General features: G+C 40.1%; 14 protein-coding genes and 2 riboswitches. Of the genes, 9 read left to right on the forward strand and 5 right to left on the reverse strand.

Annotated features, from left to right (window positions below; genetic code table 11):
* Positions 1-3: 3 nt before the first annotated feature.
* Both mtnK and ACNJYY_RS07820 read right to left on the reverse strand, forming a co-directional pair.
* Positions 4-1221: an S-methyl-5-thioribose kinase gene (mtnK, locus tag ACNJYY_RS07815; protein WP_416731267.1), complete on the reverse strand. Its 1218-nt coding sequence runs from the start codon at positions 1219-1221 to the stop codon at positions 4-6.
* 86 nt (positions 1222-1307) lie between these two features.
* A riboswitch (SAM riboswitch) is annotated at positions 1308-1472 on the reverse strand.
* A gap of 104 nt (positions 1473-1576) precedes the next feature.
* Positions 1577-2359, reverse strand: coding sequence for a carbon-nitrogen family hydrolase (locus ACNJYY_RS07820; protein ID WP_416731268.1), 783 nt, complete (start codon positions 2357-2359; stop codon positions 1577-1579).
* A gap of 107 nt (positions 2360-2466) precedes the next feature.
* Here ACNJYY_RS07820 and ACNJYY_RS07825 point away from each other — a divergent pair, with 107 nt between their 5' ends.
* From ACNJYY_RS07825 to ACNJYY_RS07850, 6 genes are all read left to right on the forward strand, one after another.
* Positions 2467-3633, forward strand: coding sequence for a pyridoxal phosphate-dependent aminotransferase (locus ACNJYY_RS07825; protein WP_416731269.1), 1167 nt, complete (start codon positions 2467-2469; stop codon positions 3631-3633).
* 250 nt (positions 3634-3883) lie between these two features.
* A riboswitch (SAM riboswitch) is annotated at positions 3884-4003 on the forward strand.
* 77 nt (positions 4004-4080) lie between these two features.
* Positions 4081-5322, forward strand: coding sequence for a 2,3-diketo-5-methylthiopentyl-1-phosphate enolase (locus ACNJYY_RS07830; protein WP_416731270.1), 1242 nt, complete (start codon positions 4081-4083; stop codon positions 5320-5322).
* A complete protein-coding gene (locus tag ACNJYY_RS07835) occupies positions 5319-5993 on the forward strand; it encodes a 2-hydroxy-3-keto-5-methylthiopentenyl-1-phosphate phosphatase (protein ID WP_416731271.1) in 675 nt (224 codons plus the stop codon). Before ACNJYY_RS07830 ends, ACNJYY_RS07835 begins: the two co-directional genes overlap by 4 nt.
* Positions 5990-6655 carry a methylthioribulose 1-phosphate dehydratase gene (locus ACNJYY_RS07840; RefSeq protein WP_416731272.1) on the forward strand — a complete coding sequence of 222 codons (666 nt, stop codon included), beginning with the start codon at positions 5990-5992 and terminating at the stop codon, positions 6653-6655. The genes ACNJYY_RS07835 and ACNJYY_RS07840 overlap by 4 nt, the downstream gene beginning before the upstream one ends.
* Positions 6633-7169 (forward strand): 1,2-dihydroxy-3-keto-5-methylthiopentene dioxygenase, encoded by a 537-nt coding sequence (locus tag ACNJYY_RS07845; protein WP_416731273.1) that lies wholly within the window; start codon positions 6633-6635, stop codon positions 7167-7169. The genes ACNJYY_RS07840 and ACNJYY_RS07845 overlap by 23 nt, the downstream gene beginning before the upstream one ends.
* 74 nt (positions 7170-7243) lie before the next feature.
* A complete protein-coding gene (locus ACNJYY_RS07850; protein WP_416731274.1) occupies positions 7244-7477 on the forward strand; it encodes a hypothetical protein in 234 nt (77 codons plus the stop codon).
* Between the two features lie 31 nt (positions 7478-7508).
* Here the strand turns inward: ACNJYY_RS07850 and ACNJYY_RS07855 are convergent, their stop codons facing one another.
* Positions 7509-8597, reverse strand: coding sequence for an AI-2E family transporter (locus ACNJYY_RS07855; RefSeq protein WP_144701205.1), 1089 nt, complete (start codon positions 8595-8597; stop codon positions 7509-7511).
* A 158-nt stretch (positions 8598-8755) separates the two neighbouring features.
* Between ACNJYY_RS07855 and asnB the strand changes: the two genes are divergently transcribed.
* Complete coding sequence (gene asnB, locus ACNJYY_RS07860; RefSeq protein ID WP_416731275.1) at positions 8756-10603, forward strand: asparagine synthase (glutamine-hydrolyzing); 1848 nt, start codon at positions 8756-8758, stop codon at positions 10601-10603.
* A gap of 43 nt (positions 10604-10646) precedes the next feature.
* Here asnB and ACNJYY_RS07865 read toward each other — a convergent pair whose 3' ends face one another.
* Together ACNJYY_RS07865 and ACNJYY_RS07870 are read right to left on the reverse strand one after the other, a co-directional pair.
* Complete coding sequence (locus tag ACNJYY_RS07865; RefSeq protein ID WP_416731276.1) at positions 10647-12002, reverse strand: MATE family efflux transporter; 1356 nt, start codon at positions 12000-12002, stop codon at positions 10647-10649.
* Between the two features lie 115 nt (positions 12003-12117).
* Positions 12118-13842 (reverse strand): glycoside hydrolase family 13 protein, encoded by a 1725-nt coding sequence (locus ACNJYY_RS07870; RefSeq protein ID WP_416731277.1) that lies wholly within the window; start codon positions 13840-13842, stop codon positions 12118-12120.
* 334 nt (positions 13843-14176) lie between these two features.
* Here ACNJYY_RS07870 and ACNJYY_RS07875 point away from each other — a divergent pair, with 334 nt between their 5' ends.
* A complete protein-coding gene (locus tag ACNJYY_RS07875; RefSeq protein ID WP_416731278.1) occupies positions 14177-15445 on the forward strand; it encodes an extracellular solute-binding protein in 1269 nt (422 codons plus the stop codon).
* A gap of 147 nt (positions 15446-15592) precedes the next feature.
* Positions 15593-16855 carry a carbohydrate ABC transporter permease gene (locus tag ACNJYY_RS07880; RefSeq protein ID WP_416731279.1) on the forward strand — a complete coding sequence of 421 codons (1263 nt, stop codon included), beginning with the start codon at positions 15593-15595 and terminating at the stop codon, positions 16853-16855.

Genomic DNA, 16855 nt, shown 5'->3' on the forward strand with positions numbered 1-16855 from the left:
AATTTAAGCACCTCTAATCCAGTCAGTAAGTTCTGTGATGTTTGTAATGTTTTTCTGATTTTTAATAAGTTTTGCACCTAGCTCTAGAGCTGTTTTTTTATAAAAGAGCTCAACTTCTTTTTGGGGTATAGAGTCTAGATCAGCTACATGTGCAAGTCCGATCGTTCTTCGAATGATCTCACATCCTGCAAATCCGATCGCTTCTTGAAACGTTTTTTCTAAGAAAATTTCAAGAACACCATCGATCTTGGCAAAAGGATCAGTCGCTTTCTCGTTCCAAAGCTGTGTGAACGTATCTGTGTATGTCTCCCAAGTCTTTTCAATCGTTTGTAGCAGGTAGGTTTGTAGAGTTTCACGATGAAACGGTTCTTTCGCATGTGCATTCTGAGAAAGATGATTAAGCGCAAGGTTAGCTATGAAGTGAGCGATATCAAATCCTGCTGGACCATAGAACGCAAACTCAGGATCGATCACTTTAGTAGAATCACTCTTTACAAAAATACTTCCAGAATGTAGATCTCCATGAAGAAGAACTTCTGCTCTTGTTAAGAATGATAGTCGCAGTTGAGCTACCTCTTGTAAAAGCTCTTTGTCGTTCCAAATTACATCAACTTCACTTTGAAGTTCAGTTGGGAAGTCGTTCGTTTCGTTGTTGAAAAAAGGATCTGTGAATACTAAGTCTTCGGTGATCTTGCATAGCTCTGGGTTTGAAAAGCGTTTAACTTGTTCTTTTTTCTCAAACGGGTGAAGGTAGAAGTCACTAGAATAAAAAGCGGTCTTAGCCGCAAACGTCCCAATGTCATCAGCAAGCTGTGTATAAATTTGACCATCAATAAGTCCTTTTCGAAGGATGACATGATCAGACAAATCTTCCATAACGGTTACGGCGAGCGTTGAATCTGAATATAAAACCTTCGGAACTAAGTGAGGAACGGATTCAGCTTCTTTTAATAATGCATCGCTTTCGATTCGTGCGCGATCTAGTGTGAGCGGCCAGCTTTCTCCAACTACTTTTGCGTATGGAAGTGCTTGTTTAACGATCAATGCTTTTTTGGAAAGTGCGCTTTCTATGTGAAAAACAAGGTTTAAGTTGCCATCTCCAATCTCTCTAACATGCAGCTGGTTTTGTTCAGATGCATCAAAAAAATCTAAAGGTTTTACCACATCAAGGACTGTCAACTCATTTAACGGTTCATATGTAGGTCTTACTTGTACGCTCATTTTTGTTCCCCCCGGAAAAATTTTTACAAATAAAAAGAGCCTCTTTTCGTATAAGAAAAGAGGCTCGGAATGATGATTTCCCGTGCCTCTTATCTTAGCAAAACAAAATGTTTTGCCGGAATTAGCACCGTGCCATACGCTGACTTAATCAGCGGCTCCCCATAGAATGCGGGCGCCCCATCTTACAATGGTATTACGGTCGGTTGCTGGGTTTCATCGGGCCATATCCCTCCACCTGCTCTTGATAAGAGACCAAAATTATTCGTTTTTTAATGCGCGAAAATATTCACGCAATTCATAATCGTTATACTACAACGAAGAATGAAGATCTGTCAACACTAAATTTTAAAACGATTTAATAAAGGTCTGTTCGACGGTCGTTAAACACAGGAACCTTTACGCGTACTTCGTCTACTAATTCAGGAGATATCTTCGCTGTAAGGATCTCTTCATCTTGCACCGATCCTTCAGCGATAATATCTCCCCACGGATCAATGATTAAAGATTGACCTGCGAAGGTATTTTTAGGGTCGCTTCCTACACGGTTACAAGCAACCACATAGCATTGGTTCTCAATTGCACGTGCGGTAAGCAATGCCCGCCAATGGGTCTGTCTTTGAATCGGCCATTCGGCAGGAACGAATAAAATCTTAGCCCCGTTTAAGAAAGGTGCGCGAATCCATTCAGGAAATCGAATGTCGTAACAGATAGCAAGAGTGGAGAGGTTGCCGTCGATTGTAAACAGGTTACCGTCACTTCCTGGTGAGATATATTTTTCTTCTTCCATAAGTGTAATCAGGTGAGCCTTTGAATAGGTGCCAACATGTTCACCGTTTCTGTTGTAAGTGAATGATGTATTGTAAACGGTGTTACTTTCACGATACGCAATAGACCCGCCGACAATATTAATATCCAGCTCTTTAGATAATCGACTTAACCATTCCTTTGCTTTTTTACCATCATGATCGCTGATCTCATCTAATCGAGTAAGATCATATCCTGTATCCCACAGTTCTGGCAGAACGATCGTGTCAGGTTGGTGCTCGACAACCGCTTCACGGATTTTATTTTCTATGTGTTCATAATTTTTCTTAGGATCGCCATATTGTATATCAACTTGAATACAGGCAATTTTCATGATTGTACCCTCCAAATTATAAAAAAGTCTTTACAGAATTTCCTTAAGCGTATAACATAACTGATTAGAATTTCAAGAACATTCAAATTAGACTGGAAGTGATCGTCGTGAAACGATTCGAGCAGGCAGAAGTGATGGGGAAGCTGCCAGAGCAATTTTTCGCTAAACTTGTAAAAAAAGTATCTTACTATGTGGAACAAGGCTATGACGTTATAAATCTAGGACAAGGAAATCCGGATCAGCCAACTCCACAGCATATTGTAGATGCATTAAAAGAGGGAGCAGATCGACCTGAGTATCATAAGTATTCACCGTTTCGCGGTCATGGATTTTTGAAGCAGGCAGCTGCCGATTTTTATAAAAGAGAATATGGGGTGTCACTTGATCCTGAAAAAGAAGTAGCGGTACTCTTTGGCGGGAAAGTAGGTTTAGTAGAGTTGTCACAGTGTTATTTAAACCAAGGAGATGTCGCACTCGTTCCAGATCCAGGATACCCGGATTATTGGTCAGGTGTAGCAATGGCTGGAGCTACAATGGAGACAATGCCTTTAAGAAAAGAAAATGAATTTCTCCCGAAGTATGATGAATTACCTGAGACAGTATTGAATAAAGCAAAGCTTATGTTCTTGAACTATCCGAACAACCCAACTGCAGGTGTTGCAACAAAATCCTTTTTTAAAGAAACAGTGGAACTCGCTAACAAACATAATATACTCGTGTGTCATGATTTTGCATATGGAGCTATTGGATTCGATGGGCAAAAACCGGTTAGTTTTCTACAGATCGAAGGAGCAAAAGAGGTAGGGATAGAGATCTATACCCTCTCCAAAACCTACAACATGGCAGGGTGGCGCGTTGGTTTTGCCGTTGGAAACGAATCTGTCATTGAATCCATTAATCTACTTCAAGATCATTTTTATGTTAGCTTGTTTGGAGCGGTTCAGCATGCAGCAGCAGAGGCATTGAACGGATCACAGCAATGTGTGGATGAACTGGTAGATACATATGAACGACGCCGAAATGCATTCATCGGACGTTTGAATGAGAATGGATGGAACGTGGATTCGCCAAAAGGTTCATTCTTCTGCTGGCTGCCTGTACCTGAAGGGTATACATCTGAAACGTTCGCAGACTATTTACTTGAGAAAGCACATGTCGTAGTCGCACCAGGCATCGGATTTGGAAGCGAAGGCGACCAATATGTACGTGCAGGTCTACTAACATCAGAAGAACGTCTGATTGAGGCTGCAGATCGGATTGCTAAGCTGTTTTAAATTTATCTTTTAAAATTTTTCTGGTTAATAGTGTGTAACTTTATTGACAGTTGATTGGAGTGCATGATGCGAGACTCCTGGGGGACGAGTGTGGCAGGTGAGACCCTTAAAGGCGCAAAGCGGCAAGGGGCTCACCGCACACCCCCCCGGAAAGCGAGCATCTGGAACGGAAATCAATTGCTTTCTAGGGTTGACAGATCCTTCATACCCTGTCATAATCACAATTAAAATTATATTCTAACAATTTGTACTCTTATTAAGAGCAGGTGGAGGGACTAGCCCGATGAAACCCGGCAACCATTCAGTTAACTTAGCTTAACTGAAAACGGTGCTAATTCTTGCAGTCGTACGTTTGGCTGAGAGATAAGAGGAAGCGGAACTGTCAATATGTAGACACCCCTTCCTCGTGAAGGGGTTTTTTGTGTTTTTGAAAGGAGAACGACGAACATGAGTAAAATTACAGCTACGTATTTAGTACATGATAAAAAAGAAAACCTACACAAAAAAGCAGAAGGAATCGCACTTGGCCTTACAGTAGGTTCTTGGACAGATCTTCCTCAGCTTGAGCAAGAACAGCTAAAAAAACATAAAGGTATCGTGGAAGAAGTCATTGAACTTCCTGAAGATCCACGTACAGATCAATTTTTAGGTAGTAAAAGAACTAGGGGCTTACTCAAGATTTCCTATCCATCAGCAAACTTTTCAAATGATATTCCGGCAATTCTAACGACGGTCTTCGGTAAACTTTCGTTAGATGGTGAGATAAAGCTCGTAGATTTAGAGTTTGATAAGAATCTAGAACAGCAATTTCCTGGGCCAAAGTTCGGAATAACTGGAATCCGAGATATTTTAGGCGTATATAACCGCCCACTAGTTATGAGTATTTTTAAAGGGGTACTCGGAAAAGATCGTTCATTCTTCAAAGAGCAATTATATGAGCAGGCCTTAGGTGGGGTAGATCTTGTAAAAGATGATGAAATTCTTTTTGAGAACCCGCTTACTCCTTTTGAAGAAAGAGTGAAAATCGCTAAAGAAGTATTAAAGTCTGTTCACGAGCGAACAGGCGAAAAGACGCTCTACGCAGTTAACTTAACAGGCAGAACGAGTGAACTTCGAGACAAAGCGAGGCGTGCAGCAGAATTAGGAGCTAACGCATTATTGTTCAACGTTTTATCCTACGGACCAGATGTATTGCAAGAACTAGCAGAAGATAAAGAGATTCCGCTTCCAATCATGGCACACCCTGCATTATCCGGAGCTATAGGATCATCGTCTCTCTATGGAATTGGTTATTCCGTGATACTAGGCAAACTGCTTCGTTATGCAGGAGCAGATCTTGTATTGTTCCCATCACCATATGGAAGTGTGGCACTTGATCGTAAAGAAACGTTAAGCATTGCAGATGCTTTAACAACTGAAAGCATCTCGTTAAATAAGTCGTTTCCAGTGCCATCAGCTGGTATCCATCCAGGTTTAACACCTGTTTTATACAATGATTTCGGATTGGACAGTGTAATAAACGCGGGTGGAGGTATTCATGGTCATCCGGATGGAGCTGCTGGTGGAGCGCGTGCTTTCCGTCAAGCTATTGACGCAGTTGTTAAAGGAGAAGACTTTGAGAGCTTTGCTGAAAAACATGCAGAACTACAAAAAGCATTAGAGCTTTGGGGCGGTGTTCCTGTAAAATGACAACTCAACACCAATCGGTAATCTTTTGTGATTTTGATGGGACTGTTACCGAAAAAGATAACATCGTCGCGATCATGGAAGAATTTTCACCTGAGGGCTGGCAGCCGATCGTTAATGAAATCTTAAATGAAACGATCTCGATTCGAGAAGGTGTAGGAAAGATGTTTTCTAGAATTTCTTCGGATAAAAAAGAAGAGATCGTTGAATTTGTCCTAACACGATCAAAGATCAGAGAAGGTTTTCAGGAATTTATTCAATTTACTCAAAGTGAGGAAATTCCTTTATACATTGTAAGTGGTGGTATTGATTTTTTTGTTCATCCTGTTCTAGAGAACAAGCTAGATTCACAATACATTTTTTGTAATAACAGTGACTTTTCAAATGACACGATAAAAATCACTTGGCCGAATGCGTGTGATGATCAATGTAACAATGATTGTGGATGTTGCAAACCTTCTGTTATTAGAAGACTTGAAGAGAAATATTCGGGAGCAGAAAAGATTGTAATCGGTGATTCGATTACTGATCTTCAAGCTTCTAAGATGGCTGATGTTGTTTTTGCAAGAGACTATCTGATTGAAAAATGCGAAGAAAATCGAATACCATACACACCATTTGAAACGTTTCATGACATCATTCATGTCTTAGAGAAAAGAGGTGTGAAAAGTTGAGTAAACAACAGCGTTGGAATGAGCTTGCAGATGTAAAGGATGAGTTAGCATCAAGAGACTGGTTTCCTGGAACAAGTGGTAACGTTTCGATTAAAGTAAGCGACTCCCCGCTCGCTTTTTACGTTTCTGCAAGCGGAAAAGATAAAACAAAACGCACCTCAGAAGACTTTCTTTTAGTTGATCAGTACGGAGAACCGATAGAAGAAACGCACTTAAAAGCTTCAGCAGAAACAGGTATCCATTGTGAAGTCTACCGATTAACGGATGCAGGCTGTTGTTTACACGTTCACACCATAGATAACAACTTAATTTCGGAGTTGTATGGTGATGTTGGGGAGGTGACGTTCCAAGGCCAAGAATTGATAAAAGCTTTTGGAATATGGGAAGAAGAAGGAAGTATAACTGTTCCTATCGTTGAAAACTACGGTGATCTCTCCAAGTTGTCAGAAGAGGTGGGTGCGGTGATAAAACCTGATACAAAAGCTGTTTTAATCCGTAATCATGGAATTACCGTATGGGGAAGAAATGCTTTTGAAGCGAAGAAACACCTAGAAGCTTTCGAGTTTCTATTCACTTACCACATCAAGTTACAAACTTTAAAGGTTTTAAATAAAAATCAATCATTTGGAGGCGTTAAAAATGGCACAACTACGATTTCATGATAACAACGAAAGAATTGAAAAACAGAGTGAGGTAGAAGCGTATTTAAACTCTCAAGAAGTTATATACGAGAAATGGGACATTGAAAAACTTCCATCCCACCTTCGTGAAAATTTTTCGTTAACTGATGAGGACAAAGCAGAAGTGATTCAAACCTTCCGCAGTGAGATCGATGATATTTCTGAGCGCAGAGGGTATGTAACAGAAGATGTTATCTCCCTTTCTGATGCGACACCAAACTTAGATGAGCTTTTGAAGAACTTCTTAGCAGAGCACCATCACACAGATGATGAAGTACGTTTTATCGTTTCCGGACATGGAATCTTTGCGATTGAAGGACCTAACGGAAGATTCTTTGATGTTGAACTTGAGCCAGGAGACCTTATCTCCGTTCCTGAAAATTTCCGTCACTATTTCACGCTGCAAGAAGATCGTAAAGTAGTAGCGGTCCGCATCTTCAAATCAAAAGAAGGCTGGGTACCGATCTACGATAAACAGCCGCAAGAAGCACAATAATTAATACACACCATTTCATTTGATTTTGAAATGGTGTGTTTTCTTTTGTAATAAAAGAGTAGATGGCGGTTTAAGTGCTCGTCCAGCGGCTGACAAGCACGATGGACGAGCGGCATACAGAAAATACGAGCGGCATACAGAAAATACGAGCGGCATACAGAAAATACGAGCGGCATACAGAAAATACGAGCGGCATACAGAAAATACGAGCGGCATACAGAAAATACGAGCGGCATACAGAAAATACGAGCGGCATACAGAAAATACGAGCGCCATACAGAAAATACAAAAAAAGCATCGGACGTTAATATCCGATGCTTTTTCCAATACCACATTATTTTAAAGCTCTTTTGATTTTCTTAGGTTTATCAAGCGATACGTGTGCAGGGCAATAACCTTTAGCACAGCATATACCGGAACAGCTAGAATCAATCCAAGCAGACCGCCAAGACTACCGGCTACAAGCAAAATAGAAATAATCGTTAGCGGATGAATATCCAGCTTTTTACCCATAACTTGAGGAGAAATTACATTACCCTCGATCTGCTGAGCAATAACCATAACGACTAGTACTTTGATGACCATCGCTGGCGAGTCAACAATGGCTACGATTAGTGCTGGGACGACTCCGATAATCGGTCCAAGGAACGGAATAACATTAGTGAACATCGCGATAATAGCTAAGATCAGCGAGTACTCGATTCCAATTACGAGATAACCGATATACAGCATTGTACCGACACAGACACTGACAAGGATCTGTCCTTGAATGTAAGAACTAAGTGCGATGTCCATGTCTTTTAGAATTTTTGTACCATTATTACGCTGTCTTTCTGGAAGAGTTTGAAGCACCATCTGTGGAGCTTTTTCACCCTCTTTTAGCATGTAATAAAGAATGAAAGGAACAGTAACAAAAATCATAATAATGTTTGTGATGATTCCAATAAAGTTTGCGATGTTCGTACCAATTGTTTGAACACTAGTAGATAAATAGGCAGTCACTTTATCAGAGATTTCTTTCACATCAAATTGGTCACTTTCTTGGAAACGGCTTACCCATTCATTTTGCTGTAAATCATTCAGTTTTGAACGAATTGCATCGATTAAAGCAGGTGTATTCTCGATTAAATTACTTACCTGTCTTTGTAGTATCGGACCAATAGAATAGAATAGCAATACGAAAAGTCCGATCGCAAGCAGATAGATGAGAAGGATAGATAACACCTTCGGCACATTTCGCTTATGCAAGAACTGAACGACTGGCCGGAACAGATAATAAAGAACACCGCCAAGTAAAAACGGGAAAAATAACGTTTGAACAAGAACGACGATCGGCCTGAAAATAAAGTCAATCTTTGTTCCTACTAAAATGATTAAAAAAATGAGCAGAAATCCGTAACCGATACGAAAAAATTTCGACTGTGGCATGTAATTATCACCTTTATCTTCTGAAATATGTATTCATTATATACAACTTATGAGAACATACACAAATTTTTAAAAAACACCCGTACAAGGATAAAAGCATATGCTGAGTAATGGGCATACGTACTAGAAATGGAGTTTGTACAGAAAGGATGAAACCAATGTGCGGAATAACGGGTTGGGCAGATTGGAATCGTAACCTCACACATGAAAAAAATATATTGATTAAGATGGCCACACCTTTATCAAAAAGAGGACCTGACGCACTCAATGTATGGAGTACTACGCATGCAGGTTTTGGTCACGCAAGGTTAGCAGTAGTAGATATTGAAGGCGGCGTTCAGCCGATGACGAGAACAAAGAACAAATTACAGTATACACTTTGCTATAACGGAGAGCTTTACAACACCGAAGATCTACGTAAGGAACTTTTACAAAGAGGGTATTCGTTTGAGGGGCATTCTGATACAGAAGTGTTGCTTACTTCTTATATGGAATGGGGAGAAAGTTGTATCGATCGTTTTAATGGAATATTTGCATTTGGCATTTGGGATGAAGAAAAGCAAAGTTTGTTTGTAGCACGAGATAGACTAGGAGTTAAGCCGTTCTTTTATTCGGAAAAAGGCGGTATGCTGTTATTTGGTTCTGAAATAAAATCTATATTAGCTCATCCAGATGTGAAGGCAGAAATCGATCGTGAAGGATTGCAAGAAGTATTCGGTCTAGGACCATCACGTACTCCAGGTAACGGTGTATATAAAGGAATAAAAGAGCTTCGTCCTGCCCATGCTGCGACGTATTCAAAAAACGGGCTGAAAATTTGGCGGTATTGGAACGTAGAAAGTAAACCACATCAAGACTCTTTAGAAGACACGATAGAAAATGTGAAGAATCTTGTGACTGATGCAGTAACACGGCAGCTGGTTGCAGATGTACCCGTATGTACGTTTCTCTCTGGCGGCCTCGATTCAAGTGCGATAACAGCAATCGCAGCTAAATATTTTAAAGAAGAAAACAAGGGTGACCTTCATACGTTCAGCATTGATTATGTTGATAATGAGAAGTATTTTAAAGCGAGTGATTATCAGCCCAATTCAGATGCGTATTGGATCAATCAGATGGTTGAGGCGACAGGATCTGTTCATCATAGCTGTGTGATCGATAATGAACTATTAATCAATCATTTGCGTGAAGCTGTCACTGTTCGGGATCTGCCTGGAATGGCTGATGTTGATTCTTCTCTGTTATGGTTCTGTCGTCAGATTAAACCACAGTCAACCGTTGCACTATCAGGAGAATGCGCTGACGAGATCTTTGGAGGATATCCATGGTTTCATAAAGAAGAGCTATTAAATCGTCCGATGTTTCCGTGGATGCGTTCAACAGAAGCTCGTCAGAATCTCTTGCAAGACTCGTGGGCTAGTAAACTAAATTTAGCTTCATATGTGCAGCAACGTTACGAAGATACGGTAAATGAAACGCCTGCCTTAGAGGGAGAAACTAAAATAGAAGCGCGAAGACGAGAGATCTTCTATTTGAATATGATTTGGTTTATGACGACTCTATTGGATCGCAAAGACCGTATGAGCATGGGAGCTTCATTGGAAGTAAGGGTGCCGTTTGCAGATCATAGAATAGTAGAATACGCATGGAACATTCCTTGGGACATGAAAATGTTAGATGGAAGAGAGAAGGGAATACTTAGAAAAGCACTTACTGGTGTTCTTCCGAATGATGTTCTATATCGAAAAAAGAGTCCTTACCCGAAAACGTTCCATCCGGATTATACGAACGGCGTAAAAGATTGGCTAACAAGCATTGTCGCAAAAAAGAATTCACCCTTGTTTGAAGTATTAAACCGAGCACGCGTTCAGGACATCATTCAAACGAATGGAGAGACGTTTAAAGAACCTTGGTTCGGCCAGCTTATGACAGGACCACAATTGATGGCTCATCTTGCGCAGATCGACAGCTGGTTGACAGACTATAAAATTAATATCATAGATTAAATAGAAAAAACCGGAGTACATACTGTTCTCCGGTTTTTAGTGTTTATGCAGTTGCTTCTTGTTTCACGATTAATTGTTTTTGCCACTTTCTATTACGCCATCTCGACAGCATGAATAACCCCCGCAGCCATTCATCTGCAGTGAAAGCTAGCCAGATCCCTATTAATCCCAGATCAAAGGTAATTCCCAACAAGTAGGCAAGAGGGACACTTACTCCCCACATTGAGATGACACCCATAATGACCGGGAATTTCACATCACCTGCAGCTCTCAAACTGGAAATAATAACAAGATTAAAAGAGCGGCCAGGTTCGAGCAGGAGCGTTAAGTATAAAAGAACAGTACCTTCCTTAATAATCTCAGGATTATCTGTGAAAATAGACAGAAGTGGCTTTGCGAATAGTGAAGCTATACCTGCCATTAGAAAACTTATGATCATGGCATACGTCTGACTTTTGAGACACATCTTATAAGCAGAGTCGTATGATTTTGCACCTATTAAATGACCGATTAATATCTGTGTACCTTGACCGATCGCTACGGCAAAAAGGAAGATAAACATCATGATATTAAAGGTATACACTTTAGTCGTCAGTGCAGTTGTACCAAGCAGCGTAATGAAGAACGTGATGAGCATCTGAGATCCGCTGTAGGAAAGGTGCTCTCCGGCTGATGGTAATCCGATCTTTAATACACCCTTAATATGAAGAGGAAATAGTTTGATTGAGCTCGCAAAGGGCAGTGGTATAGAAGAGCGCTTGAACAAGAGATAAAGAATCACAACTAATCCTAAAAAACGGCTAACAGATGTTGATATCGCTACTCCTTCAACACCTAGTACAGGAAAGCCGAAAGCTCCGAATATGAATAAATAGTTTCCAAATACGTTTAAGATGTTCATTCCAATCGTCACGTACATAGCATCTTTCGTAAAACCGTAGCTTCTAATAGCAGCTCCGATCGTCATGATGACTGATTGAATAAATGAAAATCCTCCTACGATCATAAGATAGCTCGATGCTTCCGCCATCAACTCTGGTGGCGTATTCATCCATCTTAAGAACACATCGCCAAAGATTAATAATGCAGCACTTAAGAGCAACCCAAAAAGCAAGTTCCCTAAGATCGCAACGACAGCTACCTCAGCAGCCGTTCGTTCAAGCTTAGCACCTATTGCCTGTGCAATAACGACACTGGCTCCTGTAGCAACAAATCCAAACATAACGATTACGATTGATAAAAGTTGATTAGTAAGACCAACAGCGGCTACAGAATGATCAGAATATTGACTGAGCATAAGAGTATCGGCGTTCCCCATCAACATATGAAGCATAATCTCTATAAAAATTGGCCACGTTATGGCAAAAAGGGAAAGCTTAGCAGCTTTGTTGCCTTTCATGTGAATCCCTCTCCATCGTGTTTATATGATATGGTTTTAACATTTACTTATTGTAACAGGTATGCGTACTTACTGAAATAAAATCCCCTCACTTTTTACAGTGAGGGGAACATGTTTATTTTCTTCTGTATATACTAAAGCCATATCCAGGGAGAGAACCAGAGAAGGACGACCCCAAAATGTGGGAGTAGTCTTCAGGAATCTTAATGGAAAGTTCCGCGCTGTGTTCACTAGCATTCAAAAGAATCCAAACACTTTCTTCTTCTGTTGAACGCTCATAAACTAATGTTTGCTCATCTGCATAAATAAACTTTATTTCTCCATCATTTGCTAATATCTTGTGATTTTGACGAAGGCTAAGCAATGCTTGAATGTGATTGAAAAGTTCTAGATCCTGTTTGCTTTCATCCCATTCCATACATTTTCTGCAACCTGGATCATTACCACCCGTCATACCGATTTCGTCGCCATAATAGATACACGGTGTTCCTTTAAAGGTTAACATCAATAAGAACAATAACTTCATCTTATCCTTATTTTCATCACAGAACGTTAGAACACGTTTTGTATCATGCGAGCCTAAAAGATTAAACGCAGCTTCGTTTACGTTTTCAGGGTACATATGAAGAACAGCCGTCATTTTTTCAGCAAACACTTTTGCATCGATTGTTTCTTTTGCTACAAAATCAAGAGCAGCATTTGTGAACGGATAGTTCATAACGGCGTCGAACTGATCTCCTTGAAGCCAATTCATTGAATCATGCCAGATCTCACCTAAGATATATGCATCTGGTTTGACAGACTTAACAGCGGTTCTGAATTCTCTCCAAAATGAATGATCCACTTCATTCGCAACATCTAATCTCCATCCATCAATATCAAACTCTTCCACCCAATAACGAGCAACCTTGAGTAAGTATTCACGAACCTCTGGGTTTTCGGTGTTCAGTTTCGGCATCGATTTTTCAAAAGCAAACGTATCATAATTTGGGCGTGGTTCAGTCTGAATTGGAAATTCTCTTAAATGGAACCAATTCTTATAAGAAGATCTCTCTTGATTACTTAACACATCCTGAAACGGTTCAAAATAATATCCGCTATGATTAAACACGGCGTCAAGCATAACTTTAATACCGTTTTCATGGCATACTTTCACTAGCTGCTTAAACGTTTCTTTATCACCGAATTGTGGGTCGATCTCTAAATAATCGATCGTATCGTACTTATGATTAGACTTCGCTTTAAAGATGGGTGTGAAATAGATCCCTGTCACACCAAGTTTAACGAGGTGATCAATGTGATCGATAACACCTTGAAAATCTCCGCCAAAGAAATTGTTAAATTTCGGTTCTTCGCTTGCCCACGGAAGAGAACCCTCAGGATCGTTGCTCGGATCCCCGTTTGCAAAACGTTCAGGGAAAATTTGATACCAAACCGTATCCTTCACCCAAGAAGGAGCACGAAATACATCAATGCCATTTAAGAATGGAAAACAGAAGTAATAAGCTGTGTCATCGAACGGAGCTTCATTATAGAAGCCTTTTTCGGTAAACACTAACGTTTCATCACCGCTTTTTAGTTCAAATCCATATCGCAAACGCCTAAACGGGGGTTGAATCGCAATGAAATAGTAATCAAAATATTCGTCTGTACCCGAAAGTGTCATGAGGGAACGAGACGTCTGCCAGCCATCCTTCGTCCAGTCATAAGGATCACCATGAATTAACGTTACAGAATCAACATCACCTTTTTTAGTACGAAGACGGATGTGAAGGGTAGTCTCGTCATATGCATAAGCAAAGTTGTTGCCTGCTCTGTGGTAGATTGCTTCTTTTAACATATTGAAATCTCCTCTCAGTCTTGGGCAATAAAAATGGGGCACAACCTATAGAAACTAGGTTGTACCCCTAAGGAACGTACATTGCCTTCAACTTGTAATGGTGATAGTATAAACCGCTTTCACTCACAAAATCAAGAGAAATGAAAGCGAAACCAAAAATAATTAAAAAAGTATTGTAAAAATTCAAAGCATAGGTATAATGAAATTGAGCAGGTAATGCAATCGTTTTCATAAACGGCAAAAAAATATATAAGATGACAGAAACATTTTTTTTGCTAATCTGTGCAAACGTTTGTATGCTTTGATCTTTTAACAATAATAGGGGGTACAATTGATGAAAAAGTTATTAGCATTGCCTTTAACTTTTGCTCTAGCTGCAAGTGCGTTAGCTGCTTGCGGACCGCAAGAAGACAGTTCTTCAACAGGCGGTAAGAAAGACTCGGCTGCAGACAAGCCTGAAAAATTAGTAATGTGGGAAGACCAAGAAAAAGGTGCTGGAACTGAAGACGCGATCAAAAAGTTCGAAGAGAAATACGGCATCAAAGTTGATCTGAAGGAAATCCCGATGCTAGATCAACAAGAAAAGCTTCGTCTTGATGGACCAGCTAAAAAAGGACCGGATGTTATTACAACTCCGCATGACCGTATTGGACCATTAGCGATCGAAGGTCTTATCGCACCTATTAAAGTATCTGATGATGTAACAAAGCTCTACACTGAATCTTCAATTAACGCATTAACATATGATGGAAAACTTTACGGACTTCCAAAATCGACTGAAACACCTGTTTTTATCTACAACAAAAAATTAATGCCTGAAGCACCTGAATCTTTTGATGATGTACTTGCATTCTCTAAAGGTGACAAAGGTGGAGCACAGTATGGCTTCTTAGCTAACTGGACTGATTTCTACTTTGCAAATGGTGTGCTTTCTGGATATGGAAGCTATGTATTCAAAGATGACAACGGAACTTTAGATGCAAAAGACCTTGGTCTTTCTAACAAAGGTGCTGTTGAAGGATTAGATTATATCACTAGCTGGTACAAAGACGGCTTATTCCCTAAAGGAATCATCGGTGAAAAAGCTGGCCCTACGATCGACGGTCTTTTCCAAGAAGGTAAAGTTGCTTCAGTAATGAACGGACCATGGTCTTTCCAAGGCTATAAAGATGCTGGAATCGACATCGGTGTTGCACCAATGCCTAAACTTCCAAACGGTGAAGATGTAAAAACGTTTATCGGTGTTAAAGGTTACAACGTAAGCCAATTCTCTCCTAACCAAGAGTGGGCTGCAAAACTTGTTGAGTTCATCACAAACGAAGAAAACGCTAAGACTCGTTTTGAGAAAACAGCAGAGATCCCTCCAATCGTATCTTTAATGGAGGACCCAATCATCGCAGACAACGAAGCAGCTAAAGCTGTAGCCGTTCAATCAGAACGTGGAGTTCCAATGCCTAACATTCCTGAAATGGCAGAAGTATGGGCTCCAGCTGCAAACGCACTTCAATTATCTGCAACTGGCAAGTCTGAGCCAAAAGCTGCTCTAGAGAGCGCAGTTAAGACGATCGGACAAAACATTGAAGCGAACCACGGTAAAAAATAATAAGCAGTAACTGGAAAGCGGTACCCAGACGTCGCGGGTACTGCTTTCTCTAACTATTGTGTGTGTTGGAAAGATTTCACTTATTAATGGGTCCTAAAATCTTTCGAACAATACACAAAAGTGGGGAATAGAAAGGGGAAACCTGTAATGACACACCGTAAGACCGCAGCTTTGCTGTCAATCATTCCAGGAATGGGGCAATTTTATAACAAGCAATTTGTTAAAGGATTCGCATTCTTGTTTTTAGCAATTTGTTATTTTATAGCATTTCTTGATTTTCTAAACATTGGACTTTGGGGAATTGTAACACTTGGAACAGAGGTGCCTAGAGATCATTCCATCTTCTTACTTGTTAACGGCGTTATCTCTATACTTGTAGTAGGCATCGGTTTAGCATTTTACTACTTTAATATCTACGATGCTTTCCAAAACGGAAAAAAACGGGATAACGGTGTAAAACTTAACACTTTAAAAGAGCAATATCACAATGTAGTAGACAAAGGGTTTCCTTATTTAATGGTTGGACCTGGATTCTTATTGTTGATCTTCGTTGTTATTTTTCCAATCATCTTTATGCTGTTGTTAGCATTTACGAACTACAACTTATACAACTCACCACCAGCAAAGCTTGTTGATTGGGTTGGTTTCAAAAACTTTATTGAAATTTTCTCACTAGACATTTGGCGTGAGACGTTTATCTCGGTATTTGCATGGACGATTATCTGGACTTTTACAGCTACTACACTCCAGGTTTCTGTCGGTATTTTCTTAGCAGTTGTATTGAACCAGAAAGAAATTAAGTTTAAAGGGATCATTCGTACACTATTGATCTTGCCTTGGGCTGTTCCGGCTTTCGTATCTATCTTAATTTTCTCAGGATTGTTCAATGATACATTCGGAGCGATCAACCAATCTATTTTAGCACCTCTTGGAATCGATTCTATACCTTGGATGACGGATCCGTTCTATACGAAGGTTGCCTTAATCTTTATCCAATCTTGGCTTGGTTTCCCGTTCATCATGGCGATGACAACCGGTGTACTTCAGTCGATTCCTGGGGAACTTTATGAAGCAGCGACTGTGGATGGGGCATCGAACTGGGATAAATTTCGTAAGATCACACTTCCGATGGTCTTATTTACAACAGCACCAATTTTAATTACGCAATACACGTTCAACTTTAATAACTTCAACGTTATCTATCTATTTAACAACGGTGGACCTGCAGTAGCTGATCAAAATGCAGGTGGGACAGACATCTTGATCTCTTGGATCTACAACTTAACGATGACTTCAGCTCAATACAGCAAGGCTGCAGCTGTAACTGTATTATTATCGTTGATCATCGTGTCACTTGCATTGTGGCAGTTTAGAAAAACGAAATCATTTAAGGACGAAGGAATGATTTAA

It is taken from the genome of Fictibacillus tiangongensis (assembly GCF_048083785.1).
Classification (GTDB): domain Bacteria; phylum Bacillota; class Bacilli; order Bacillales; family Fictibacillaceae; genus Fictibacillus.

Bases quoted from the DNA above. Each gene is read 5' to 3' on its own strand.
- asnB (WP_416731275.1), top strand. From the start codon at position 8,756: ATGTGCGGAATAACGGGTTGGGCAGATTGGAATCGTAACCTCACACAT.
- ACNJYY_RS07855 (WP_144701205.1), bottom strand. From the start codon at position 8,597: ATGCCACAGTCGAAATTTTTTCGTATCGGTTACGGATTTCTGCTCATT.
- ACNJYY_RS07880 (WP_416731279.1), top strand. From the start codon at position 15,593: ATGACACACCGTAAGACCGCAGCTTTGCTGTCAATCATTCCAGGAATG.
- ACNJYY_RS07835 (WP_416731271.1), top strand. From the start codon at position 5,319: ATGACAACTCAACACCAATCGGTAATCTTTTGTGATTTTGATGGGACT.
- ACNJYY_RS07820 (WP_416731268.1), bottom strand. From the start codon at position 2,359: ATGAAAATTGCCTGTATTCAAGTTGATATACAATATGGCGATCCTAAG.
- ACNJYY_RS07845 (WP_416731273.1), top strand. From the start codon at position 6,633: ATGGCACAACTACGATTTCATGATAACAACGAAAGAATTGAAAAACAG.
- ACNJYY_RS07875 (WP_416731278.1), top strand. From the start codon at position 14,177: ATGAAAAAGTTATTAGCATTGCCTTTAACTTTTGCTCTAGCTGCAAGT.
- ACNJYY_RS07865 (WP_416731276.1), bottom strand. From the start codon at position 12,002: ATGAAAGGCAACAAAGCTGCTAAGCTTTCCCTTTTTGCCATAACGTGG.
- ACNJYY_RS07830 (WP_416731270.1), top strand. From the start codon at position 4,081: ATGAGTAAAATTACAGCTACGTATTTAGTACATGATAAAAAAGAAAAC.
- mtnK (WP_416731267.1), bottom strand. From the start codon at position 1,221: ATGAGCGTACAAGTAAGACCTACATATGAACCGTTAAATGAGTTGACA.
- ACNJYY_RS07870 (WP_416731277.1), bottom strand. From the start codon at position 13,842: ATGTTAAAAGAAGCAATCTACCACAGAGCAGGCAACAACTTTGCTTAT.